Source organism: Enterobacter sp. 04-C-12-SI-ECC (assembly GCF_047530715.1).
Classification (GTDB): Bacteria; Pseudomonadota; Gammaproteobacteria; order Enterobacterales; family Enterobacteriaceae; genus Enterobacter; species Enterobacter bugandensis.
Genome location: NZ_JBLKDI010000004.1, coordinates 239,757 through 263,575, shown reverse-complemented (window position 1 = coordinate 263,575; position 23,819 = coordinate 239,757). Strand labels below are relative to the sequence as shown.

22 protein-coding genes, 1 tRNA gene and 2 rRNA genes are annotated in these 23,819 nt (G+C 53.6%); 4 read left to right on the top strand and 21 right to left on the bottom strand.

Features of this window, described 5'->3' with window-relative positions; translation table 11 throughout:
• The 3 genes from rrf (ACMWL8_RS09690) to rrf (ACMWL8_RS09680) form a co-directional block, all read left to right on the top strand.
• Positions 1-93, top strand: a 5S ribosomal RNA gene (gene rrf / locus ACMWL8_RS09690); the annotation flags it as partial.
• Positions 94-107: 14 nt separating this feature from the next.
• Positions 108-183 (top strand) — tRNA-Thr (locus ACMWL8_RS09685).
• Between the two features lie 43 nt (positions 184-226).
• Positions 227-342, top strand: a 5S ribosomal RNA gene (gene rrf / locus ACMWL8_RS09680).
• 106 nt (positions 343-448) lie between these two features.
• Here the strand turns inward: rrf (ACMWL8_RS09680) and ACMWL8_RS09675 are convergent.
• From ACMWL8_RS09675 to ACMWL8_RS09645, 7 genes are all read right to left on the bottom strand, one after another.
• Positions 449-1,207 (bottom strand): amino acid ABC transporter ATP-binding protein, encoded by a 759-nt coding sequence (locus tag ACMWL8_RS09675; RefSeq protein WP_028014622.1) that lies wholly within the window; start codon positions 1,205-1,207, stop codon positions 449-451.
• 7 nt (positions 1,208-1,214) lie between these two features.
• Positions 1,215-2,318: an amino acid ABC transporter permease gene (locus ACMWL8_RS09670; protein ID WP_028014621.1), complete on the bottom strand. Its 1,104-nt coding sequence runs from the start codon at positions 2,316-2,318 to the stop codon at positions 1,215-1,217.
• A gap of 9 nt (positions 2,319-2,327) precedes the next feature.
• Positions 2,328-3,509, bottom strand: a complete 1,182-nt coding sequence (locus tag ACMWL8_RS09665) for an amino acid ABC transporter permease (protein ID WP_045260442.1) — start codon at positions 3,507-3,509, stop codon at positions 2,328-2,330.
• 67 nt (positions 3,510-3,576) lie between these two features.
• Positions 3,577-4,602 carry an amino acid ABC transporter substrate-binding protein gene (locus ACMWL8_RS09660; protein WP_045260443.1) on the bottom strand — a complete coding sequence of 342 codons (1,026 nt, stop codon included), beginning with the start codon at positions 4,600-4,602 and terminating at the stop codon, positions 3,577-3,579.
• Between the two features lie 473 nt (positions 4,603-5,075).
• Positions 5,076-5,297, bottom strand: coding sequence for a lipoprotein (locus ACMWL8_RS09655; protein ID WP_008502867.1), 222 nt, complete (start codon positions 5,295-5,297; stop codon positions 5,076-5,078).
• 303 nt (positions 5,298-5,600) lie between these two features.
• Positions 5,601-8,714: an efflux RND transporter permease subunit gene (locus tag ACMWL8_RS09650; RefSeq protein WP_045260444.1), complete on the bottom strand. Its 3,114-nt coding sequence runs from the start codon at positions 8,712-8,714 to the stop codon at positions 5,601-5,603.
• An 11-nt stretch (positions 8,715-8,725) separates the two neighbouring features.
• Positions 8,726-9,865, bottom strand: a complete 1,140-nt coding sequence (locus tag ACMWL8_RS09645; RefSeq protein WP_045260445.1) for an efflux RND transporter periplasmic adaptor subunit — start codon at positions 9,863-9,865, stop codon at positions 8,726-8,728.
• A 384-nt stretch (positions 9,866-10,249) separates the two neighbouring features.
• Here ACMWL8_RS09645 and envR point away from each other — a divergent pair, with 384 nt between their 5' ends.
• Entirely contained in the window at positions 10,250-10,966 is a 717-nt protein-coding gene (envR, locus tag ACMWL8_RS09640) for an acrEF/envCD operon transcriptional regulator (protein ID WP_045260446.1), read from the top strand.
• Here envR and ACMWL8_RS09635 read toward each other — a convergent pair.
• The 14 genes from ACMWL8_RS09635 to ACMWL8_RS09570 all read right to left on the bottom strand — a co-directional run bounded on the left by ACMWL8_RS09635 (position 10,882) and on the right by ACMWL8_RS09570 (position 23,812).
• Entirely contained in the window at positions 10,882-12,963 is a 2,082-nt protein-coding gene (locus ACMWL8_RS09635; RefSeq protein ID WP_045260447.1) for a putative bifunctional diguanylate cyclase/phosphodiesterase, read from the bottom strand. The genes envR and ACMWL8_RS09635 overlap by 85 nt on opposite strands.
• 138 nt (positions 12,964-13,101) lie before the next feature.
• On the bottom strand, positions 13,102-13,266 hold the full coding sequence (locus ACMWL8_RS09630; RefSeq protein ID WP_014885446.1) for a DUF2556 family protein: 165 nt from the start codon (positions 13,264-13,266) through the stop codon (positions 13,102-13,104).
• A 178-nt stretch (positions 13,267-13,444) separates the two neighbouring features.
• Complete coding sequence (gene fis / locus ACMWL8_RS09625; protein WP_000462905.1) at positions 13,445-13,741, bottom strand: DNA-binding transcriptional regulator Fis; 297 nt, start codon at positions 13,739-13,741, stop codon at positions 13,445-13,447.
• A 23-nt stretch (positions 13,742-13,764) separates the two neighbouring features.
• Positions 13,765-14,730: a tRNA dihydrouridine synthase DusB gene (dusB, locus tag ACMWL8_RS09620; RefSeq protein ID WP_008502861.1), complete on the bottom strand. Its 966-nt coding sequence runs from the start codon at positions 14,728-14,730 to the stop codon at positions 13,765-13,767.
• Between the two features lie 330 nt (positions 14,731-15,060).
• Entirely contained in the window at positions 15,061-15,801 is a 741-nt protein-coding gene (locus ACMWL8_RS09615) for a carbonic anhydrase (protein ID WP_045260448.1), read from the bottom strand.
• Positions 15,802-15,939: 138 nt separating this feature from the next.
• Positions 15,940-16,821 (bottom strand): 50S ribosomal protein L11 methyltransferase, encoded by an 882-nt coding sequence (gene prmA / locus ACMWL8_RS09610; RefSeq protein WP_028014613.1) that lies wholly within the window; start codon positions 16,819-16,821, stop codon positions 15,940-15,942.
• Between the two features lie 11 nt (positions 16,822-16,832).
• The gene (panF, locus tag ACMWL8_RS09605) at positions 16,833-18,284 is read right to left on the bottom strand and encodes a sodium/pantothenate symporter (protein ID WP_028014612.1); all 1,452 of its coding nucleotides are present in this window, start codon (positions 18,282-18,284) and stop codon (positions 16,833-16,835) included.
• Positions 18,274-18,516 carry a YhdT family protein gene (locus ACMWL8_RS09600; RefSeq protein WP_028014611.1) on the bottom strand — a complete coding sequence of 81 codons (243 nt, stop codon included), beginning with the start codon at positions 18,514-18,516 and terminating at the stop codon, positions 18,274-18,276. The genes panF and ACMWL8_RS09600 overlap by 11 nt, the downstream gene beginning before the upstream one ends.
• A 109-nt stretch (positions 18,517-18,625) precedes the next feature.
• Entirely contained in the window at positions 18,626-19,975 is a 1,350-nt protein-coding gene (gene accC / locus ACMWL8_RS09595; RefSeq protein ID WP_003860388.1) for an acetyl-CoA carboxylase biotin carboxylase subunit, read from the bottom strand.
• A gap of 10 nt (positions 19,976-19,985) precedes the next feature.
• The gene (gene accB / locus ACMWL8_RS09590) at positions 19,986-20,450 is read right to left on the bottom strand and encodes an acetyl-CoA carboxylase biotin carboxyl carrier protein (protein WP_008502856.1); all 465 of its coding nucleotides are present in this window, start codon (positions 20,448-20,450) and stop codon (positions 19,986-19,988) included.
• A 21-nt stretch (positions 20,451-20,471) separates the two neighbouring features.
• Positions 20,472-20,924 carry a type II 3-dehydroquinate dehydratase gene (gene aroQ / locus ACMWL8_RS09585; protein WP_045260449.1) on the bottom strand — a complete coding sequence of 151 codons (453 nt, stop codon included), beginning with the start codon at positions 20,922-20,924 and terminating at the stop codon, positions 20,472-20,474.
• A 234-nt stretch (positions 20,925-21,158) separates the two neighbouring features.
• Complete coding sequence (gene msrQ, locus ACMWL8_RS09580) at positions 21,159-21,758, bottom strand: protein-methionine-sulfoxide reductase heme-binding subunit MsrQ (RefSeq protein WP_028014609.1); 600 nt, start codon at positions 21,756-21,758, stop codon at positions 21,159-21,161.
• Positions 21,759-22,760 carry a protein-methionine-sulfoxide reductase catalytic subunit MsrP gene (gene msrP / locus ACMWL8_RS09575; protein WP_028014608.1) on the bottom strand — a complete coding sequence of 334 codons (1,002 nt, stop codon included), beginning with the start codon at positions 22,758-22,760 and terminating at the stop codon, positions 21,759-21,761. It lies immediately after the preceding gene.
• A gap of 77 nt (positions 22,761-22,837) precedes the next feature.
• Positions 22,838-23,812 carry an MDR family oxidoreductase gene (locus tag ACMWL8_RS09570; RefSeq protein WP_041907830.1) on the bottom strand — a complete coding sequence of 325 codons (975 nt, stop codon included), beginning with the start codon at positions 23,810-23,812 and terminating at the stop codon, positions 22,838-22,840.
• Between the last annotated feature and the right edge of the window lie 7 nt (positions 23,813-23,819).

Sequence of the window (23,819 nt, the reverse complement as noted above, 5' to 3'; positions counted from 1 at the left end):
CCCACCTGACCCCATGCCGAACTCAGAAGTGAAACGCCGTAGCGCCGATGGTAGTGTGGGGTCTCCCCATGTGAGAGTAGGGAACTGCCAGGCATCAAATTTAGCGTGCTGATATGGCTCAGTTGGTAGAGCGCACCCTTGGTAAGGGTGAGGTCCCCAGTTCGACTCTGGGTATCAGCACCACTTTATACTTAGGTTAAAGTTCGGCAAGAAGTAAAAGAATTTGTCTGGCGGCTTTAGCGCGGTGGTCCCACCTGACCCCATGCCGAACTCAGAAGTGAAACGCCGTAGCGCCGATGGTAGTGTGGGGTCTCCCCATGTGAGAGTAGGGAACTGCCAGACATCAAATAAGTGAAAAGGCCATCCGCAAGGATGGCCTTTTTGCGTTTCTGCGCTGCACAAATCGTAGGCCGGGTAAGGCGAAGCCGCCACCCGGCAGAGCAAATGACTAATGAATTACCTGCGATAAAAATGCTCGCGTACGTTCTGACTTCGGATGCGCAAAGAACTCACCCGGCGGTGCCTGCTCAACAATCTCGCCGCGGTCCATAAAGATCACCCGGTCGGCCACGGTTCTCGCGAATCCCATCTCATGCGTGACGCACAGCATGGTCATGCCGGATTGTGCCAGCCCAATCATGGTATCCAGTACTTCTTTCACCATTTCGGGATCCAGCGCAGATGTCGGTTCGTCAAACAGCATGATTTTGGGTTTCATGCACAGCGAACGGGCGATAGCCACGCGCTGCTGTTGCCCGCCCGAGATCTGACCTGGAAACTTATTGGCATGCTCCGCGATACGTACGCGTTCAAGGTAGTGCATCGCCAGCGCCTCCGCTTCCTGTTTCGGCATCTTTCGGACCCAAATCGGCGCAAGCGTACAGTTCTGCAGAACGGTCAGGTGTGGAAACAGATTAAAGTGCTGAAATACCATTCCCACTTCCTGCCGCACGCGTTCGATATTGCGGATATCTTCATTCAGTTCAATACCATCAACCACAATGCGCCCTTGTTGATGCTCTTCAAGATGGTTAATGCAGCGAATAGTTGTGGATTTCCCGGATCCAGAAGGGCCGCAAAGGACGATGCGTTCGCCCTGCTTTACCTTAAGATTGATGTCCTTCAGGACATGAAACTGTCCATACCATTTATTGACGTTTTCCAGCGTAATCATCGCGTCGGCGGGTGTCATAGTTATTTGGCTCATAATTTCCTCAGTGCGGTGTACGCCCGGTGTTAAAGCGCTTTTCCAGATGCTGGCTATAGCGCGACATGCTAAAACAAAAGATCCAGTAGATCAGAGCGGCAAAGACATATCCCTCGGTGGACATACCCAGCCAGACAGGGTCAACGGTTGCCTGCTGCACGCTGCTAAAGAGATCGAACAATCCGATGATGATCACCAGACTGGTATCTTTAAAGAGAGCAATGATCGTATTGACCAGCCCAGGGATAACCAGCTTGAGCGCTTGCGGAAGGATCACCAGCCCCTGCGTTTTCCAGTAGCCGAGCGCCAGCGATTCCGCCGCTTCGTACTGGCCTTTAGGCAATGCCTGCAGGCCACCGCGTACAACTTCAGCGACATAGGCGGACTGGAAGAGAATCACCCCGACCAGGGCACGGATCAGCTTGTCGATCGTTGTACCTTCCGCCATAAACAGTGGCAGCATGACCGACGACATAAACAGTACGGTGATAAGCGGTACGCCGCGCCAGAACTCAATAAAGATAACGGAGAGCACGCGTACGACCGGCATTTTTGAACGGCGACCCAGAGCGAGTAAAATGCCCAACGGTAGCGCGCCGGCGATCCCTACTGAAGCGATAATCAACGTCAGCGTCAGCCCACCCCATTGGCGTGTTTCAACGCGTTCCAGCCCGAGAAAACCGCCATACAGCAGCACCCAGACAATAATCGGATAAACCACCGCCCAAACGGCAATATAGCGTCCACGGTGAGGCAGCTTTTTCCAGAACATGACTGCAACAGAGAGCAGGCCGATAACCAGCGCCAGATTAATCCGCCAGCGCTGTTCATGCGGATACAATCCATACATGAACTGACCGAAGCGCTCATGAATAAACACCCAGCAAGCGCCGGCTTTTGTGCAATCTGCTCGGGTTGAACCGACCCAGTTGGCCTGTATAACCGCCCAGTTCAGCAGCGGAGGGAGCAATTCCCACATGAGCCACAGGCAGACAATCGTCAGCAGGCTATTACTCCAGCTGGAGAAGAGATTCTTGCGTGCCCAGAGAATAAAACGTCCACCCGTCGAGCTGGCAGGGCGCGAGGAGTGCGACAGTATCGCTTTTGTCATCATAGATCCTTAGCGCTCGACCAGTGCTATACGACGGTTATAAAGGTTCATCAGCAACGAAATAGCCAGACTGATGATTAGATAGACGGACATGGTGATGGCAATGGTTTCTATGGCCTGTCCGGTCTGGTTAAGCACGGTTCCGGCGAAGAGAGACACCATATCCGGATAACCAATGGCAGCGGCCAGCGATGAGTTTTTGACAATGTTGAGATACTGGCTGGTCAGGGGCGGAATGATCACCCGTAAAGCCTGCGGAATAATGACCTGGCGAAGCGTCACGGTATTCGGCAAACCGAGTGAACGTGCCGCCTCGTGCTGCCCGTGAGGCACGGCCTGGATCCCGGAGCGGATGATTTCCGCAATAAACGCGGAGGTATAAATTGAAAGCGCCAGCGTGAGTGCTGCCAGTTCAGGAATTAACACCATACCACCCTGGAAGTTGAACCCGCGTAGGTGAGGAATATCCCAGTGCAAGGCTGCACCAAAAAGCCAGTGAGCAACTAGCGGTAAGCCAACAATCAGCGCAGCGGCAACTGGCCATGTTTTACGAAGCTGTCCGGTTTTAATCTGATGCTTACGGTTATAGCGGAACAGGCCGACGGAAATCGCGAGCGCAACAATAATGGCGATGATAAAGGCGTAAATCCCTTCGGCCACCTGCGGAGAGGGAATGTATAACCCACGATTACTCAGGAAAAACAGCTCAAACGCATCGACGGCCTGGCGGGGACCGGGAAGATTACGCAGCACAGCGAAATACCAGAAGAAGATCTGCAGCAGCGGCGGGATGTTGCGAAACGTCTCAATATAGATGGTGGAAAGCTTTCGCAGCAGCCAGTTTTCAGAAAGACGCGCCAGCCCAATAAAGAAGCCCAGGATGGACGCGAAGACAATACAAAGTGCCGATACCAACAGCGTATTCAGTAAACCGACCACAAACACGCGTCCGTACGTGTCACCCTCCTGATAGTCGATAAGGTGCTGAACAATCCCAAAGCCCGCGCTGCGATCCAGAAACGCAAAACCGGAGGTGATACCGCGATTATTCAGGTTAGTGATGGTGTTATGGATGAGATACACGGCGATAAGAACAACCGCAACAATAGCAATAATCTGGAATAGCCAGGCGCGGACCGCGGGATGAGAAAAGGATAGCGATCCTTTTACGGCTGAGCGGCGATGGGACATAAAGAAACCTCAGTAACCATGACTCTGGAGTGGGCACTGCCCGAGCAGTGCCCGTTACAGCTATGACTTAACGTACTGGTGGCGCGTACTGAATACCGCCGTTATTCCAGAGATTGTTCTGGCCGCGTTTGATCTTCAGCGGGCTTTCCGATCCCACGTTACGCTCGAAGATCTCAGCGTAGTTACCCACCTGTTTGATGATGTTGTAAGCCCACTTGTTATCCAGCTTCAGATCTTTGCCGAAATCACCTTCTTTACCGAGCAGGTGCGCCATATCTGGGGTGGAAGGATTCGCCGCTTTCTCATCAACGTTTTTCGAGTTGATGCCCATCTCTTCTGCATTCAGCATGGCAAACAGCGTCCAGCGAACGATAGAGAACCAGTCTTCATCGCCACGACGCACAACCGGTCCGAGAGGTTCTTTGGAGATCACTTCAGGCAGGACAATCCATTCCGCCGGATTGCTCAGCTTAATGCGTAAGGCATACAGCTGTGACTGGTCAGAGGCCAGGGTGTCGCAGCGACCGGATTCCAGCGCTTTGGCTGATTCATCCGAGCGGTCGAAAGTCACAGGGGTGTATTTCATCTTATTTGCTTTGAAATAATCCGCGACGTTCAGCTCGGTATCGGTACCCGCCTGGATACACACGGTCGCACCATCCAGCTCTTTGGCGCTTTTCAGGCCCGCTTTATTGTGGGTCAGGAAGCCGATGCCGTCATAATAGGTCACGCCCGTAAATGACATCCCCATACCCGCGTCGCGAGAGGAGGTCCAGGTGGTATTACGGGAAAGCATGTCAACCTCGCCGGACTGCAGCGCCGTAAAGCGCTCTTTCGCCGTCAGCGGGGTGTATTTTACTTTGCTGTCATCACCAAAAACCGCTGCTGCGACGCCACGGCAGACATCCACATCAATACCGGTAAATTTGCCGTTCGCATCGGCATAAGAGAAGCCAGGCAAACCGTCACTGATACCGCATTGAACAAAACCTTTCTTTTTAACGGCATCCAGTGTCGTTCCCGCATGGGCTTGACCGGCTACGGCAAACATCATGCCGGCAGCGGCCAGGCTGGCTATCATCGTCTTTTTCATAATGCATCCTGTGTGGCGAAATTTATCGTTATAGAGGCGTTTTTAAACGCTTTACCTGTCTGTGGCTTTGGCCAACGTTTATAAAGCAAACGTAATGCCAGTTTTGCGTTCGACAAAATAAGAGATGAGTGAACGCTTAATGCTGAGTGTAGACAGGCTTAAATAAAACGAGCGCCCTGAAACGGTGCGAAATTACAACCTGTGCCACAAATTGGAGCAAAAGTTTTGAGTCGCGTCAGGAAAAAGAAGAGATAGTTTCTGGCGTGAATATTGGCAGGGTATTCAATAATATTAATGTGTGAAAATCATCACACTAGAACCGATAATTTGAATGAGAGTACGAAAAAGATGTGACCGTTCTTAGCCTGAAATAAGCGGTGCGAATAAATACGGGGCTATTTTTTTACTTATTTGGAAATAGTGCACTGATTAAAAGCAAAAGCGCGGCCAGAGCCGCGCTTTCTTAACTGATGTTACTTCGTCAGGGCAACAATACCCAGCGTCAAACCCGCCACTGCGGCAGCACCGCCTGCGATAGCACCTGCAGTTTCCCAGTTATCCTGAGTGGTGCCTTTCATACAGGTATTGGTATGAACCAGTCGGCCCTGGTCGTCGTAAACCGGTACACATGGAGAGTCGTGCGCGCAACCAGCAAGCAGCGCAGCGAGAAGTGCAACGGAAATGAATCTTTTCATGATGTTACCTCAGTATTATTTCTCGTCCGCTATAAAGCCAGGAGGGCAATTAACGAACTGGAGGTTATTTTACCACCGGGGTAAGTCCACGTTACACGAGGAATAATCTCAAATTATGTAGTTTGTAAAAATCGTGGAGAAAAGTCGGTTTCCGGACGAATTAATGGAGACATTGTGAAGAGGTAAGAGAGTGTTTTTACTTAATGCAAATCATCGTATTTTTAACATGGCGTTTGCTTAATATCTAATTCATTGTTTATCTTAAAAATAAAAAAGGCACCAGAGGTGCCTTTTTCGAGAAGGTTAATCTTTATGGCGGGTAAAGCGTCGGCGGACGACCACAAAGAAAACGGGCACTAAGAAAATAGCCAGCAGGGTTGCGGAAAGCATGCCTCCCATCACACCCGTACCGACGGCGTTTTGCGCGCCGCTCCCGGCTCCGGTGCTAATTACCAGCGGCATGACGCCAAGAATGAAGGCCAGGGAGGTCATCAGGATCGGGCGAAGGCGCATTCTTGAGGCTTCCAGCGTGGCCTCAATGATACCTTTACCTTCTTTATCCATCAGGTCCTTAGCAAATTCGACGATCAGGATGGCGTTTTTTGCCGACAGACCAATCGTGGTCAGCAGTCCGACCTGGAAATAGACGTCATTGTTTAACCCACGCATTGAGGCTGCGAGAAGCGCCCCGATGACCCCCAACGGCACAACCAGCATGACAGAGAAGGGTATAGACCAGCTTTCATACAGCGCTGCCAGGCACAGGAACACCACGATCAGTGAAATGGCGTACAGTGCAGGCGCCTGGTTACCGGAAAGGCGTTCCTGATAAGACATTCCCGTCCAGTCGTAGCCGATGCCGGAAGGCAGTTTTGCCGCCAGGCTTTCCATCATCACCATGGCCTCACCGGTACTTTTCCCTGGGGCTGACTCACCGAGGATCTCCATGGACGGCATGCCGTTATAGCGTTCCAGACGAGGAGAACCGTAAACCCAGTGAGCGCTGCTAAAGGATGAGAACGGCACCATTTCCCCATTCGCGCTGCGCACGTAGAGATTGTTGATGTCCCCCGGCAACATACGGAATTTCGCATCCGCCTGGACGTAAACTTTTTTCACGCGGCCATGATCGATAAAGTCATTCACATAGGTACCACCCAACGCCGTCGATATCGTCTGGTTGACGTCAGAAATGCTAATACCCAGCGCCTGCGCTTTCTCCTGATCGACATCCAGTTTGAACTGCGGTGTATCTTCCAGGCCGTTAGGACGCACGCGAACCAGCAGGTCAGGGTGCTCTTTCACCATGCCGAGCAGCTGATTACGTGCCTGCGTCAGCTGGGTATGCCCCAGGTTAGCCTGATCGATCAGTTCAAAGTCGAAGCCCGTTGCGGTGCCCAGCTCGATAATCGCAGGGAGGTTAAACGGAAAAACAAGACCGTCTTTAATCTGGCTGAACGCTTTTGTTGCACGTCCTACTATTGCCTCAACGCTATTTTTCTCGCCCGGACGTTCCTCCCAGGGCTTCAGGCTCACGAAGGCGATACCGGCGTTTTGGCCCTGGCCGCTAAAGCTAAAGCCGTTAACGGTAAAGACGGATTCAACATTCGCCTTTTCTTTATTCAGATAGTAGTCCTGAACCTGGTCGAGAACCTGCTGAGTACGCGTCTGGGTCGCACCCGCCGGGAGTTGAACCATCGTCATAAATACCCCCTGATCCTCTTCAGGCAGGAAGGAGGTAGGTAAGCGCAGGAACAGCACCGCCATCCCACCGACAATAATGACGTACACCACCAGATAGCGGCCGGTCTTACGCAAAATACCGCTTACGCTGTTGCTGTAGTGCTCCACGCTCTTATCAAAAAGCGCATTAAACCAGCCAAAGAACCCCCCTTTCTTCTCATGATGATCGCCAGAAACGGTCTTAAGCAGCGTTGCGCAGAGTGCGGGCGTCAGGATCAGCGCAACCAGCACGGAGAGCGCCATGGCGGAAACGATAGTCAGCGAGAACTGGCGATAGATGGCGCCCGTCGAGCCGCCAAAAAAGGCCATCGGGATAAAGACCGCCGAGAGAACCATCGCGATCCCCACCAGCGCGCCCTGGATCTGCTCCATCGACTTCTGCGTGGCCTCTTTCGGCGGCAGCTTGTCCTCTACCATCACGCGCTCGACGTTCTCGACCACCACGATGGCGTCATCAACCAGCAGACCTATCGCCAGCACCATGCCGAACATTGTCAGGGTGTTGATGGAAAAACCGAACGCCGCCAGAACTGCGAAGGTACCCAGCAAAACAACCGGCACCGCGATAGTCGGGATGAGCGTTGCCCGCAGGTTTTGCAGGAACAGGTACATGACCAGGAAGACCAGAACGATCGCTTCAAACAGGGTCTTCACCACTTCATGAATGGAGATTTTTACAAACGGCGTGGTGTCATAGGGATAGACGACCTTCAACCCCTGCGGGAAGAACTGTTGCAGCTGCGCCAGTTTGCTCTTGATGGCTGCCGCGGTATCCAGCGCGTTTGCCCCGGTTGCCAGCTTAATCCCAAGGCCGGTTGCGGCCTGCCCGTTGATTTTGGTCACCATATTGTAGTTTTCGCCGCCGAGCTCAATGCGAGCGACATCCTTCAGGTGAACCATCGAGCCGTCCTGGTTCACCTTGAGCGTCACGCGGCCAAACTCTTCCGGTGATTTCAGGCGAGTTTGCGCGATGATGGAGGCATTCAACTGCTGTCCGGGCACAGACGGCGTACCGCCCAGCTGGCCTGCCGCTATCTGATCGTTCTGCGTTTTCAACTGGTTAATAATATCCAGCGGCGTCAGCTGGTATTTATTCATCGCGTTGCTGTCGAGCCAGATGCGCATCGCATACTGGGCGCCAAACAGCTGAACGTCGCCGACACCCGTCGTTCGGCTGATAGCATCTTTGACGTTCGAGGCGACATAGTCGGAGATATCATCCTGAGTGAGGTTTTTGTTGTCCGAAACAAAACCGGCGACCAGCAGGAAGCTGCTGCTGGACTTCTTCACGCCAATCCCCTGCTGCTGGACCTCTTGCGGCAGCAGCGGCATGGCGAGCTGCAGCTTGTTCTGCACCTGCACCTGCGCGATGTCCGGATCGGTGCCGGACTCGAAGGTCAGGGTAATGGTAACGTTGCCCGCTGAATCGCTGGTGGAGGACATATACATCAGGTTGTCGATACCGTTCATGTTCTGTTCGATAACCTGGGTCACGGTATCCTGCACCGTCTGGGCATCAGCGCCGGGGTAGGCCGCAGAAATCGCCACGGCTGGCGGAGCAATCGTCGGATACTGGGCGACGGGCAGTTTGAGAATGGCCAGCCCGCCTGCAATCATCAAAATGATGGCAAGTACCCAGGCGAAAACCGGCCTCTGAATAAAGAAATTAGCCATGTCGTCGTTCCTTAGCGGGCGGGAGCCGTGGTGGTATCAGGCGTCGCGACAACGGTAGCCCCAGGTCTGACTTTTTGTAATCCGCTGACGATCACGCGGTCACCGTTTTTCAGCCCTTCCGTTACCAGCCAGCGGTCACCAATGGCCTGAGGCGCAACGACGGTACGTGATTCAACCTGGTTTTTATCATTAACCACCAGCACGGTTGCGTCGCCTCGCGGCGTTCGGGTCACGCCCTGCTGCGGAACCAGAATGGCATCTGGCTGTGTGCCTTCATCAATGCGGGCGCGAACGAACATCCCCGGTAACAGTAGGTGTTGAGGATTCGGGAAAATGGCGCGCAGCGTGATTGAGCCGGTGCTTTCATCCACCGTAACGTCGGAGAACTGCAGGGTGCCTTTCAGCGGATAGGGCTGACCATTCTCCATCAGCAGCTCAACGCTGCTGGCCGTGTCGCCTTTTTGCAGGCTCGTCTGCTTCAGGCGCATAAATTCATTGCTCGACTGGGTCACATCGACATAAATCGGATCAAGCTGCTGGACTGTCGCCAGCGCTGCGGCCTGCCCGTTCGTCACGAGCGCCCCTTCCGTCACGCTGGATTTGCCGATGCGGCCTTCGACAGGGGACGTTACTTTGGTATACGCAAGGTTGATACGTGCGCTTTCAACGCCCGCTTTTGCGGCGACAACGCTGGCATCTGCCTGCTGGGCTGTGGCTACGGCCTGGTCATACTCTTGTTTGCTGACATACTGTGTTCCCACCAGTGGGAGATAACGTTTCACCGTCAGGTGTGCAATATTGGCCGCCGCCTGCGCCTTTGCCAGCTCGCCTTTCGCGCTGTCGTAAGCCGCCTGATAGGTCGCAGGATCAATCTGATAAAGTGAGTCCCCAGCTTTTACATCGCTACCTTCCGTGAAGTTGCGACGCAGAATGATACCACTCACCTGTGGACGAACCTCCGCAACGCGGAACGCATCTGTTCTGCCCGGGAGTTCAGTCGTGACGGCCAGCGGCGCACTTTTCACGATATGAACGCTGACCTGAGGCGCCTGTGCATGTTGTTGTTGATTTTCCTGGCCATCGCATCCGGTGAGCAGTACAGCGCAGACAATGAAACCGGCTAAGGGTAAACGTCTGAAATGATTCGTCATTACTGTTCCTTTAAATACCCATTAACCGATGTTTGCCGTAGATCGGTAGTGGGGCAGAGGGAAAAAATAAAATGTAGCTGCGTATAATAATGAGGGTATTTAATGTTTTTTAATTTATAAGTGCGAATGACGAGGCCTGAGAGGAAAATCAGAATCAGTCCCGTAGAAAATACGGCTATACTTCTGCCCGCTAAATCAGGCTAATAGAGCTTAACAGGTAAATTTATTCATTTCGTGAATTTAATCCCTAGCATGTATTTATATTGTTTATAGATTAAGTGAATTGACTTTTTTTGTGCAAAATTAAAACGGCTTTTAGTGAATACTTCCAGCCATCCGAACCTGATGTTATGTATATATCCTGCGAGTAAAGAGTAGCTGTCAATGGCGCGTAAAAAGAAAGAAGAGGCTCAACAAACCCGACAGCAGTTGATTGAGGCTGCTATCGGGCTGTTTGCGACGCGAGGCGTAGCCAGCACGACGCTGACGGATATCGCCGATGCCGCAAAGGTTACGCGTGGTGCTATCTACTGGCACTTTACCAGTAAAGTAGAGATATTTAATGCCATTTGGGAACAGCAATTACCGCTACGTGACATCATTCGCGACAGGCTTTCTCTCTCCGAAAATGATGATCCGTTGTTAATACTTCGTGAGCAATTCATTACTGCGCTTCAGTATATCGCACGCGAACCCCGTCAATGTGCGTTATTACAAATTTTGTATCATAAATGTGAATTTACCAGCGATATGATTTCAGAGGATGAAATTCGGAAACGTATTGGGTTCAATTATGATTCTTTGCGCGTTACGCTGGAAAAATGTATTTCTCGAAACATCATTTCATCGCAGGTGAACGTTGAGCTGACCATGATCGTATTCCACGGTTTTTTTAGCGGCATCATTAAAAACTGGTTAATGAATACCGACAGTTTTAATCTTTATCAACAGGCGCCAGCCCTGGTCGACAGCATTCTGGCGACACTCCCTCTCTTGCGCGTGTCGCCTCAGAATGATTACGGCTCAGCGCCTGGCAACATTTCTCCCCGTGCACAAAGCGCCTCGATGGTGTGCGCGCTGGCAGGTTTACCTAACAGATAACCCTGTAAGGTATTACAGCCCAGCTCCGTCAAAAAGGCTTGCTGCGCTTCGGTTTCCACACCTTCGGCCACGACTTTCAGGTTGAGCGTTTTCGCGAGGGCCACAATCGCAGAGACAATGGTGGCATCCTCGCTTTCACCGCTTAACTCTTTCACAAACGCTCTGTCTATCTTCAGTTCACAGGCCGGTAAACGCTTGAGATACAGCAAGCTTGAATATCCGGTCCCAAAATCATCAATCGAGGCTTTCACGCCAGCATCCGTCAGCTCTGTCAGCACCCGCACGCTCTCATCGGGGTTGCTCATTGCCGTGGTTTCCGTAACTTCCAGGATTAACATTTCCGGCGGGACGTGATGGCGCTTCAGGCAGTCGAGCACTGTTTTAACCAGAGAGGGCTGTTCGAACTGCAGCGTCGACAGGTTTACTGCCATTGACCAGTTTCGATGCCCCTGCAGATGCCATTCTCTCAGCTGGCGACAGGCTTCATTGAGCACCCAGTTACCAATAGGGATGATAAGCCCGGTTTTTTCCGCCAGCGGCAGGAAAAGATCCGGCGTCAGTAAACCCTGCTTCGGATGCTGCCAGCGCAGCAGCGCTTCAAACCCGAGGAGAGGGCCCGCGGGAGCGTGAAACTTTGGCTGATAAAGCAGGCGCAGTTCATTGCGATCGATGGCCATCCACAGATCGTTCATTAACTGAAGGTGAGTCTGCGCCAGTGTATTCATGGAGGGCTGGAAAAAGTGATAGCCGTTTCGTCCCATATGCTTGGTGTGGTACATCGCCGCGTCGGCGTTAAACATCAGCTCACGTTCGGTTTTGCCGTCGTGAGGGTACAGGGCGATACCAATGCTAAGCGTTACCATCAGTTCATAGGGTTCGAGAGTGAACGGGCTATCGATCGCCCGCACCAGCGAATTTGCCAGCGAGGCCGCATCGTCCGGACCTTCTCCCTCAGCCAGCAGAACAAACTCATCGCCGCCAATGCGTGCAAGGGTAAACTGGCCCTTCAGGAGATGCAGCAGACGCTGCGTAACGGCGACCAGCAGCCTGTCACCGACATCATGGCCGTAGGCGTCATTGACAGCTTTAAAACCGTCGAGATCCATGAACATCAGGGCGAAATGGGTACCTTCACGGTCAGCTTTGCTGATGGCCTGATCGAGCCGGTCCTCCAGCAGGATACGGTTGGGCAGTCGCGTCAGCGTATCGTGCAGCGCCAGCTGCGCAAGTTCCCGGTTCGCTTCTGCCAGCGACGAGGCCAGAAGGGCGGTTCGTGCCTGCAGGCGGGCATCCAGCATCGACACCAGCAGGGTGATCCCAAGAATAGAGAGCGCGACGACGCTGACCAGCACGGCCAGCCAGCTGCCGTTAATACCCTGATGGTGAACCATGGTGGACATTGGAAACTGCGCGGCCTTCATCCCGGCGTAGTGCATACCGGCGATAGCAATTCCCATCGTGATGGCGGCACCCAGGCGCATCGGCACCACCTGAGCGGCTTCGTGACGCAGGCGGAAGGTCAGCCACAATGCTGCAAGCGAAGCGGCAAGCGCAATCACGACCGAAATGGCCACCCACAGCGTGTCCCAAACGATCCCCGGCCTCACCTCCAGCGCCGCCATACCGGTGTAATGCATGGCAACAATACCGATTCCCATCACCAGAGCGCCGGGAAGCAGGCGGCGCATGCGCAGCTGTTCACAGCTGACGAGCCATAGCGCAAACAGTGACGACCCCACGGCGATGACCATGGATAAAATCGTCAGGGTCGCGTTGTAGCTCATGCTCATGGAGAGATCCATCGCCAGCATGCCGATAAAATGCATGGCCCATACGCCAATACCCATTGCAACACCGCCTCCCGCCAGCCAGATGCGCGCTGCGATGCCCTGACTTCCGGCGACGCGTGCAGCCATATTCAGCGCAGTGTAAGCAGCAAGGATGGCAACAGCAAAGGAGAGGGCTACAAGGATAGGGTTGTATTGGCTAACCAGCATGGTCGGTTCTACTCGAGTATGACGTTACGCAGGAGAGGTTGAGAAGGGCGAGACATTATCACCGTCAGGTAACGGCTCAAAGGGATTTAAATCCCCGTTTTTAGTGGGTAATACGGGGAGGTTGGTGACGGCAGGGCGTTAATCGAGTTCTGAACAGTTCACTAATTTCAGCGGATTGACGGAGTTCATATTGCGGCACTTGTCGGTTTCGGTGCTCATCAGTTCAATCCACTGCATCAGGAGAGCATCGAAAAGGAAAACGGAGATTGCAAAGACGACCAGCCACCAGTATTTACGAATCATTGTGTCATTCCGCGAGAAGAGAGCCCTGAAGTGGTGGAAATATACACGAAAAGAAGCGGTTTAAAAGCGGGATAAGCAAAGGTTTACAAAGCGTTGACGGTGAATGAATAAGACAATAAAAAAGGCGCATCCCCATGCCAGGTAGCGCCTTTTTAAACAAGCAGTTAGCTAATCGAAATTAGTTCATGCCGTATTTTTTCAGTTTCTTACGCAGAGTACCACGGTTGATACCCATCATCAGCGCAGCGCGGGTCTGGTTACCGCGGGTGTATTGCATCACCATGTCCAACAGTGGCTGTTCAACTTCAGCCAGTACCAGCTCATACAGGTCATTAACATCCTGACCATTCAGTTGAGCAAAATAGTTCTTCAGTGCCTGTTTAACCGAGTCACGCAGGGGCTTTTGAGTTACCTGATCCTGAGAGTTAACGGTAGAAACGGTCAGTACGTCAGAATTTACGCGTTGTTCGAACATAGTTCTGTCAGCTCTTTATTTCATTACGCAAGATTTTCGAAGTATGCCTCCAACGCCTCCAGCTGTTCGCTGGCATCCTCAATGGCGTTGAATGTGCGCCGAAACTGGTCATCTGGAGCGTGCTCCTGGAGATACCAGGAGACGTGTTTACGCGCAATTCGGTACCCTTTTGCCTGACCGTAGTGGTCATGCAGTTCCCGAACATGCGAACAAAGCAAGCGCTTTACCTCTGCCAGAGGCAGTGGGGCAAGCAGCTCCCCAGTGTCCAGATAATGCTGGATTTCCCGGAAGATCCAGGGTCTTCCCTGAGCTGCACGTCCTATCATCAGAGCATCAGCTCCCGTATAGTCGAGTACAGCCCTGGCTTTAAGCGGGTCAGTTATGTCGCCATTCGCGATAATCGGAATGGAAACCTTCTGCTTAACTGCCCGAATGCTGTCGTATTCAGCTTCACCATTGAACAAACAGGCGCGAGTGCGTCCGTGGATGGTCAGGGCCTGAATACCACAATCTTCGGCCAGTTGGGCAATCTCTACACAGTTACGGTGTTCCGGCGACCAACCCGTGCGAATCTTCAACGTAACAGGAACGTCCACTGCGCTGACAACCGCCGTCAGGATAGCTTTCACCTGGTCGGGGTATTGCAGAAGGGCTGAACCTGCAAGCTTGCGATTCACCTTTTTGGCCGGGCAACCCATATTGATATCAATAATCTGGGCACCACTTTCCACGTTAATACGCGCGGCATCTGCCATCTCTTCAGGCACGCTTCCGGCAATTTGCACGGTGCGAATACCTGGTTCATCAATGTGCACCATCCGAAGGCGGGATTTATCGCTTTCCCAAACCTGCGGGTTAGACGACATCATCTCGGATACGGTTAAACCGGCTCCCATCTCATAGCACAGCGTCCTGAATGGCCGGTCGGTAATACCTGCCATTGGGGCTGCGATCAGGCGATTTCTAAGCTGGTGGTGTCCGATGCGCATGAGTTAAGAAATGACCATACTGTGACTGCAAGGCGGCGTATATTACGCATTTTTTGCACGAGATGAAAGGCCAAACTTTGAACAATCCACTGTTGTAGATCAAGGAATCGCCGCGCAATCTTTTCGTTTAAAATTATTCATTATTGAAATCATTGAGTTATGCGCTGATGGCTATTTTATGTGCGCTTACAATTTCCCGTAACTTCTCATCATTTCTGAATAAATGCGACACATGAGCGGGATAATCTGCTGTTTTTAACAGCAGATTTCCCCACTTCTTTGCGATCTGCGTCGCATTTTAGAACATGATCTCAGGGCAAAAAATAGACGTTATTCGATGATAACACGACCATGGAGGGACTGTACCGGCCGGTTATTATCGTGATGCATTGTGTGGGTGAATTTCTCGAGCTGCCCGGCGGAGACCGTCAGAGGATGCTTAAGCACGATCCAGGTGACGCCTTCTGAACACGGTGGCGTTGTCAGCGAGCCGCTAAAGCGCCAGTACGTTTTATCTTCCGGCAGCAGCTTATTCAGGTTGAGCTCCTGCTTGATGGAGACGTTCAGCTCAGCCTGTTGAGGCATAACGTCCCACAGTTTATCAAGTTCACGGTTCTCTGCCCCTTTGTCGAACATGACCGCGACCACCGCCAGTTCCCCCTTCGCATTTTTATGCACAAGGTGCATTTCCATCGCGTAATGCTTGCCATGCACGGTGTTTTCGCTCGGCGCGTGGAAGTGGAACTGCTGTAATGCCCAGGTTTGCTTATCCAGCGTGATAGTGTCGCGAGTGTCGGCCTGCTCGCTTGCCTGAATGGTATGGCCATTATTTGTCAACGTCACAGGGCCGTCAACGTAGTGCGTTTGCAGCGGGGAAAGATGGGCGTTAACGGTGGAATCGATATCAATCGGGGACTGATTCATCCCGCTTTGGCAGGTCTTGTAGGCCTCATCCAGTTCGCCCCAGTGCTCAGGTGAACTTTCTCCTTTGTAGCTCCAGTGTGATGCGCATGCTGAAGCCGAGATCATGCTCAGCGCTAACAGCGCTGCCTTGCTATAAACGTGTTTCATAATATTCTTCCCGTGAATTTTTATTATCCAAATCAAAATTTATCAATATGATTTGTAGGGTTATTTTACCGGAGGCAGGCCAGGTGCGGGAGGAATATTCGAGGAGAAAAGGCGTGGTCAGAGGACCACGCCAAATACTTATTTTTTACGACCGGTAATGCGGCACCACTCTTCTTTCTCGACGACCGGGTCGAGCGCAAAGAGATCGGCGTAGGCTTCGCAAACGCTCTCCGCCTGGCTTGCCAGGATGCCTGAAAGTCCCAGCAGACCGCCCTCAACCGGCAGCACGCTGATTAATGGCGCCAGTTCACGCAGTGGGCCCGCGAGAATGTTTGCGACCACCACATCGGCTTTCATGGCTTCTGGCTGCGCTTCCGGCAGGTAGAGCTCTAGACGATCGGAGACGCCGTTACGCTCGGCATTATCGCGGCTGGCCTGAATGGCCTGCGGATCGATATCGATCCCGATGGCTTTCGCCGCGCCCAGTTTCAGAGCGGCAATCGCGAGGATCCCGGAACCGCAGCCGAAGTCGATCACCGTCTTACCTTCCAGATCCAGACCATCCAGCCACTGCAGGCACAGAGACGTGGTTGGATGGGTGCCGGTGCCAAACGCCAGGCCTGGGTCAAGCATCACGTTCACCGCGTTTTCATCGGGAACCTCGCGCCAGCTTGGGCAGATCCACAGACGTTTGCCGAACTGCATCGGATGGAAGTTGTCCATCCACTCGCGTTCCCAGTCTTTGTCTTCCAGCTGTTCGATTTTATGCGCGAAGCCTGCGCCCAGCAGCGGATGGTTTTCCAGAATCGCCACCACCTCTTTCATGTCGGTTTCGGCATCGAACAGGCCGATCACGTCGGTATCACCCCACAGGCGCGTTTCGCCCGGCAGCGGTTCAAAGACCGGCGTGTCGTGCGTGTCCTGAAAGGTGATGGAGACAGAGCCGGCTTCCATCAGCGCATCGCTTAGCTCTTCGGCGTTCGCGCCGGTTGTGTTCAGTTTTAGTTGGATCCACGGCATGGCAAAACTCTTTATTTATCAGTAGAAATCATAGCGGGTTGTGGGGCGGGCTGACCGAAACGGTTCCCCACCACAAACGCCAGTAAACTTAGCAGTAACGAAGGCACAATCGGATGGAAGCCCAGATACTGAATCTTAAATGTCGCAAGGATGGCATACAGCACACCGCCAACAATCATCGCGCTCAGCGCGCCTGCAGCGTTCGCGCGTTCCCAGTAAAGACCTAATACCAGCGGCCACAGGAAAACGGCTTCAAGCCCACCAAACGCAAGCAGGTTCAGCCAGATGATCATCTCCGGCGGACGCCATGCAGCTAACATCAGCAAAGCTCCTAACACCAGCGTAATGACGGCAGACATCCGCTTCAGGCGACGTTCATTTTCAACCTGCTCAGGGCGCAGGTTCAGATAGAGATCTTTAATGATCGTAGCGGAACTTTGCAGTAACTGGGCGTTAATGGTCGACATAATGGCGGCCATTGGCGCTGCGAGGAAAATGCCGGCGGCGAAGGGCGGCAGCACTTTAACCATCAGCGTCGGGATCACCAGATCCGGCACGGTAAGGTCGGGAATCACCGCGCGCCCTAATGCACCTGCCAGGTGCATACCAAACATCAGGACCGCGACTACAATCGTCCCGATGATGATGCCCTTGTGAACGGCTTTACTGTCTTTATAGGAGATACAGCGCACGGCGGTATGCGGCAGACCAATCACCCCGAAGCAGACTAACACCCAGAACGAGGTCATAAAGGTCGGCGAGAGGATATCATCCGCGCCCTGCGGTGAAATCAGTTTCGGGTCAATCGCTTCCAGGGTTTCCACCGCATGAGTGAGTCCACCCGCGGCATGAACAATCCCCACCAGCAGAACAATCGTGCCGATGAGCATGACCATTCCCTGCAGCGTATCGTTCAGCACGCTGGCGCGGAACCCGCCAAACGCGGTATAGAGCGCGATGCTTACCCCGAAGATAAGCAGGCCTGTCTCGTAAGGGATGCCGGCCGCCGTTTCCAGCAGGCGTGCCCCGCCGATAAACTGTACGGTCATCGCGCCAATAAAGGCGACCAGCAGGCTTAAGCTCGCCAGCCACACCAGTAAGCGGCTCTGGTAACGGGCAAACAGCATGTCGTTGAGCGTGACGGCATTATAGCGGCGCGCCAGAATGGCAAATTTCTTACCAAGAATACCGAGGGAGAGCCAGACGGCAGGCAGTTGGATCATCGCCAGCAGTACCCAGCCTAACCCGTACTTGTAGGCCGCACCGGGGCCGCCAATAAACGAGCTGGCGCTGATATAGGTCGCGGTCAGCGTCATTGCCAGCACAACGCCGCCCATCGAACGGCTGCCGAGGAAATACTCGTTAAGAAAAGCACCGGTCGTTCTTTTGCGCATGGCGTAAATGGATAAACCAAACACGACCAGCAGGTATGCGACAAGCGGCAGAATGACTTCAAGCTGCATCATCGTCCTCCAGCGGAATATCGCGATAGATGAATTTCACCATTGCCCAGCACAGCAGGATAAACACCAGCGGTACCAGCAGGCAGGCCATTTCGAACCAGTGCGGCAGGCCGGTGATGCCAATAACGGAGTCAGGTAAGTAAGCAGTTACTAACCATGCAGCAAGATAGAGAAGGGTCAGCCACAGCGCCCAGCGCGCTTCTTTATGGGCCTGAACAAAACGTTTGTCCATTTTTTGTCCCTTGTGGATGCAGAAAGCGGGGATTGTACATGATGGGGCTTTGCGATCCCCATAAATAAAAAAAGGCCGGATAATCCGGCCTTTTAGCAACGCAGCTCTCTTACTTCTCGTTCAGGCCGAGTTTTTTCTCCAGGTAGTGGATATTCGTCCCACCATTCTGGAAGTGCTCGTCGCTCATGATACGCATCTGCAGATCAACGTTGGTTTTAATACCGTCGATGATCAGCTCCTGCAGGGCGTTCTTCATGCGGGCAATCGCCACGTCACGGTTTTCGCCGTAGCAGATGAGCTTACCGATCATTGAGTCATAGTACGGCGGTACGGTGTAACCGGCGTAGATATGAGACTCCCAGCGCACGCCAAAACCACCCGGCGCGTGGAAACGCGTGATTTTACCCGGGCTTGGCAGGAAGGTGTTCGGGTCTTCGGCGTTGATACGGCACTCTACCGCATGGCCTTTCACCACAACTTCTTCCTGCTTGATGGACAGAGGCTGACCGGCTGCGATACGCAGCTGCTCTTTGATCAGGTCAACGCCGGTGATCATTTCGGTAACCGGGTGTTCAACCTGAATACGGGTGTTCATCTCAATGAAGTAGAACTCGCCGTTTTCGAACAGGAACTCAAAGGTACCCGCCCCGCGATAGCCGATATCGACGCACGCTTTGGCGCAACGCTCGCCGATGTAGCGACGCAGTTCCGGGGTAATGCCCGGCGCTGGCGCTTCTTCGACCACTTTCTGGTGACGACGCTGCATGGAGCAGTCACGTTCTGCCAGATAGATCGCGTTACCCTGACCGTCAGCCAGCACCTGAATTTCGATGTGGCGTGGGTTTTCAAGGTATTTTTCCATGTACACCATGTCATTGCTGAAAGCCGCTTTCGCTTCCGCTTTGGTCATGGAGATGGACTGCGCCAGTTCAGCATCGCTGCGCACAACGCGCATACCGCGACCGCCGCCGCCGCCGGACGCCTTGATGATAACCGGGTAGCCAATGCGTTTAGCATGAGCACGGTTAGCATCCATGTCGTCGGTCAGAGGGCCGTCAGAGCCTGGCACGGTTGGAACACCGGCTTTTTTCATTGCGGTGATTGCAGACACTTTGTCGCCCATCAGACGAATGGTGTCGGCTTTCGGACCGATGAAGATAAAGCCAGAGCGTTCAACCTGCTCAGCAAAGTTGGCGTTCTCAGAGAGGAAGCCGTAACCCGGATGAATTGCCACCGCGCCGGTGATTTCAGCGGCGCTGATGATAGCCGGGATGTTCAGATAGCTTTTTACGGACGGAGCCGGGCCAATACAGACCGTCTCATCCGCCAGCAATACGTGTTTTAAATCGCGATCCGCGCTTGAGTGCACGGCCACGGTCTTGATGCCCAGTTCTTTACAGGCACGAAGAATACGCAGTGCAATCTCGCCACGGTTGGCGATAACAATTTTATCCAGCATGTTCGCCTCGTTACTCGATGACGACCAGCGGCTCGTCAAATTCAACCGGCTGACCACTTTCGACCAGAATCGCTTTCACAGTACCTGACTTGTCAGCTTCGATCTGGTTCATCATTTTCATCGCTTCAACGATGCACAGGGTATCGCCTACGTTGACTTTCTGACCCACTTCGATGAACGCCTTCGCGTCCGGGCTCGGGGTGCGGTAGAAAGTACCAACCATTGGGGAACGTACGATGTGACCACTGATTTCTGCTGCAGCGGCAGGTGCGGCTTCAGCTGCTGCTGGCGCAACGGCTGCGGAAAGCGCAGGCTGCTGCACTGGCGCAGCGTAAGCTTGCTGCATTACCGGGAAGCTAGCGGCTGGGGCTGCACGGCTGATGCGTACAGACTCTTCGCCTTCAGAAATTTCCAGTTCGGAGATGCCTGATTCTTCAACCAGCTCGATCAGTTTTTTAATCTTACGAATATCCATGAGTGGGTTCCGTACTCTTGTTTAGTGTGATTGTGACAAGCGTTTTACCGCTGTCTGTAAAGCGTATGAATAGCCGTCTGCGCCCAGTCCGCAGATAACGCCAGCAGCGATATCCGACAGATACGAATGGTGGCGGAACGGCTCTCGGGCGTGCACGTTACTCAGGTGGATCTCGATAAACGGGATACTCACCGCGAGCAGTGCGTCGCGGATAGCAACACTGGTGTGCGTAAACGCGGCCGGATTGATCAGGATATAGTCCACAGTGTCTTTAGCCTGATGAATACGGTCGATGATTGCGTACTCCGCGTTTGACTGAAAATGATCCAAATCCACATTCAGCGAGGCTGCTTCCGTGCTCAGACGGTTAACAATTTCGCTCAATGTCAGCGTGCCGTACTTCTCTGGCTCACGGATGCCGAGCATGTTCAGGTTCGGTCCGTTTAATACTAAGATGTGGAATTTATCAGTCATTATGCCGCTATCTCCTGCGATTTTCGGGTAAAAAACAAAATATACCGTCGAAGCGCAAATGTCACCTTTTCAGAGGCCTAAAACCGCTGTCAGGCGAACCAAGGTCGCACATTATAACGATTTCGTAGCATTTGGCAGCTAAATACTGGTCTTATCAGGGAAGATTATCAACCGCAATCCAAAAAAGATTTGCGGTTGAGAGGTAATCTGCGGGAAAACGCACAGTTTCGCGAACTATCGCAACCACTGGCGGAACTTCTTGTATCGCCATGCTAAAAGCGCCACGGCGGCCAGCGCGTAAAGGACCGGCTGCGGAGAGAGGATCTTCACCGACCACAGATAATGAATGGGGGCGAGGATCGCGACAAGATAGACGAAGTTGTGCAGCAACTGCCAGCGACGGCCCAGCTTTCGCTGCGCATATTGCGTGGATGTCAGCGCTAACGCCAGCAGGATCAGCCAGCTAACAATGCCCAGCATCAGGTAAGGGCGTGTTACCAGCTCGCGGCCAAGCAGTGTCAGATTGTTAATTCCCAGTTCCAGCAGGGCGTAACTGGTGAGGTGCAGGGTCGCCCAGGCAAAACACCATAGCCCCAAAAGCCGACGGGTGCGTATCAATAATGGCTGTTTAGCGTAGCGCGCCAGCGGCGAGACGAGCAAGGTGGCCAGCAAAAATTTCAGAGCCATCCGACCGGTAAAATGCTGGATATCCTTTGCCGGATCGGCGCTAAAGAGGCCCTGGCTGGCCGCCCAGAACAGCCAGATAAAAGGAAGTATCCCGGCTAAATGCAGCAGCACTTTCAGCCAGGTAATCTGCTTTGCCGTTAAACGCACTCAGAAGTTCTCCCGTAAATTGAGGCCACGGTAAAGGGACGCCACTTCATCCGCATACCCGTTAAACAGCAGCGTGGGCTGGCGCTTCACGTCCAGCGCGCCGCCGGAGCCAATAAAGCGTTCCGTCGCCTGCGACCAGCGGGGATGATCCACATGCGGGTTCACGTTGGCGAAGAAGCCGTATTCACCCGGCGCCGCCAGGTTCCATGTCGTCGGCGGACGTTCGCGGGTCAGCTTAATGCTGACGATCGATTTAATCCCTTTGAAACCGTATTTCCACGGCACGGTTAAACGGATGGGGGCACCGTTCTGCGGCGGAAGCGCCTTGCCGTAAACGCCGACGGTCAGGAGGGTAAGGGGATGCATGGCTTCGTCAAGACGTAACCCTTCAACGTACGGATACTCCAGCCCGCCGCCGATGAACCGGTCTTTCTGGCCCGGCATCTCGTCCGGGGCGTAGCGTGTCTGGAAGGCGACGTATTTTGCGTTGCTGGTGGGTTCAACCATCGCCAGCAGCTTATGCAGCGGGAAGCCTACCCAGGGCACCACCATCGACCAGGCCTCTACGCAGCGCATGCGATAGATACGCTCCTCAAGCGGGAAGCGGGTGGTCAGATCGTGATGGTCCAGCGTCAGAGGTTTTGCCACTTCACCGTCGATTTTCAGCGTCCACGGATCGGTTTTCATGCTGCCGGCATTGGCGGCAGGATCGGCTTTATCCAGACCAAATTCGTAGAAGTTGTTGTAGCCGGTGACTTTATCTTCCGGCGTGAGCGCCAGCGTGTTTTGCCATTCGGCGGGTTTGGTAAAGGTAAGCGGGGCACCGGAAGGCGCCTTAGGGCGATCGTTGCCTTTAAACCAGTCGAGCAGGTCGGCGTGTGCCGCTGGAGAGAGCGTCAGTGCCGTGGCGCTGATGCCAAGCATTTTCAGGATCTGGCGGCGCTGTAACATAAAGACAGACTCAGACGTTACGTCGGCTTCCGTCAGTTTTCGGTTTTTCATGGCATCCTCCGTCATGCGTTTTTCTAAGCATGACGGAGGAGAAGCGTTAGCGCGAATATGTCACGAAAATTTGAAGTTTAGGCGATTTTCACCAGCGCGCGGCCGTGGAACTGGTTATCCATGATCTTACTGGCATATTCAGGTGCCTGGCTGAGCGTAATTTCGGTAGCGCTCTGGGTATAGAACGATTCCGGCAAATCGCGCACCAGACGCTCCCATGCCTCTGCACGGCGAGCCGCAGGCGTCATCACGGAATCCACGCCCTGCAGGCGGACGTTACGCAGAATAAATGGCATGACGGTCGTTGGCAGGGCAAATCCCCCGGCCAGGCCGCAGGCTGCCACGCAGCCGCCGTAGTTCATCTGCGCCAGGACTTTTGCCAGCACCTTATCACCGACGGTATCCACTGCACCTGCCCAGACCTGTTTTTCCAGCGGGCGGGTCTCGGCAAACTCATCGCGGCCAAGAATGCGGCTGGCGCCGAGCTGGCGCAGATAATCATGCGTGCTTTCACGGCCGGAAACCGCCGCAACCTGATAACCCAGCTTGTGCAGCAGCGTGACCGCCGTGCTGCCCACGCCACCGCTGGCCCCGGTAACAACAATTTCACCCGACTCGGGGCGAACACCCGCCTCTTCCAGCGCCATCACGCACAGCATGGCGGTAAAGCCTGCGGTACCAACGATCATCGCTTTGCGACCATCTATGCCTTTCGGCATAGGCACCAGCCAGTCGCCCTTCACGCGCGCCTGCGTTGCCAGCCCGCCCCAGTGATTTTCGCCCACGCCCCAGCCGGTGAGCAGCACCTGCTGGCCCGCATGAAAACGGGGATCTTCGCTGCTATGAACCCGGCCAGCAAAATCAATACCCGGCACCATAGGGAAATTTCGGATGATTTTACCCTTGCCGGTGATCGCCAGCGCATCTTTATAATTTAAACTGGACCAGTCGATGTCGACGGTGACGTCGCCTTCCGGCAGGCGAGTCTCTTCTACGGCCTGTACTGAGGCAAGTGTTTTGCCGTCCTGCTGTTCTAAGATTAAAGCCTGCATACGGGGT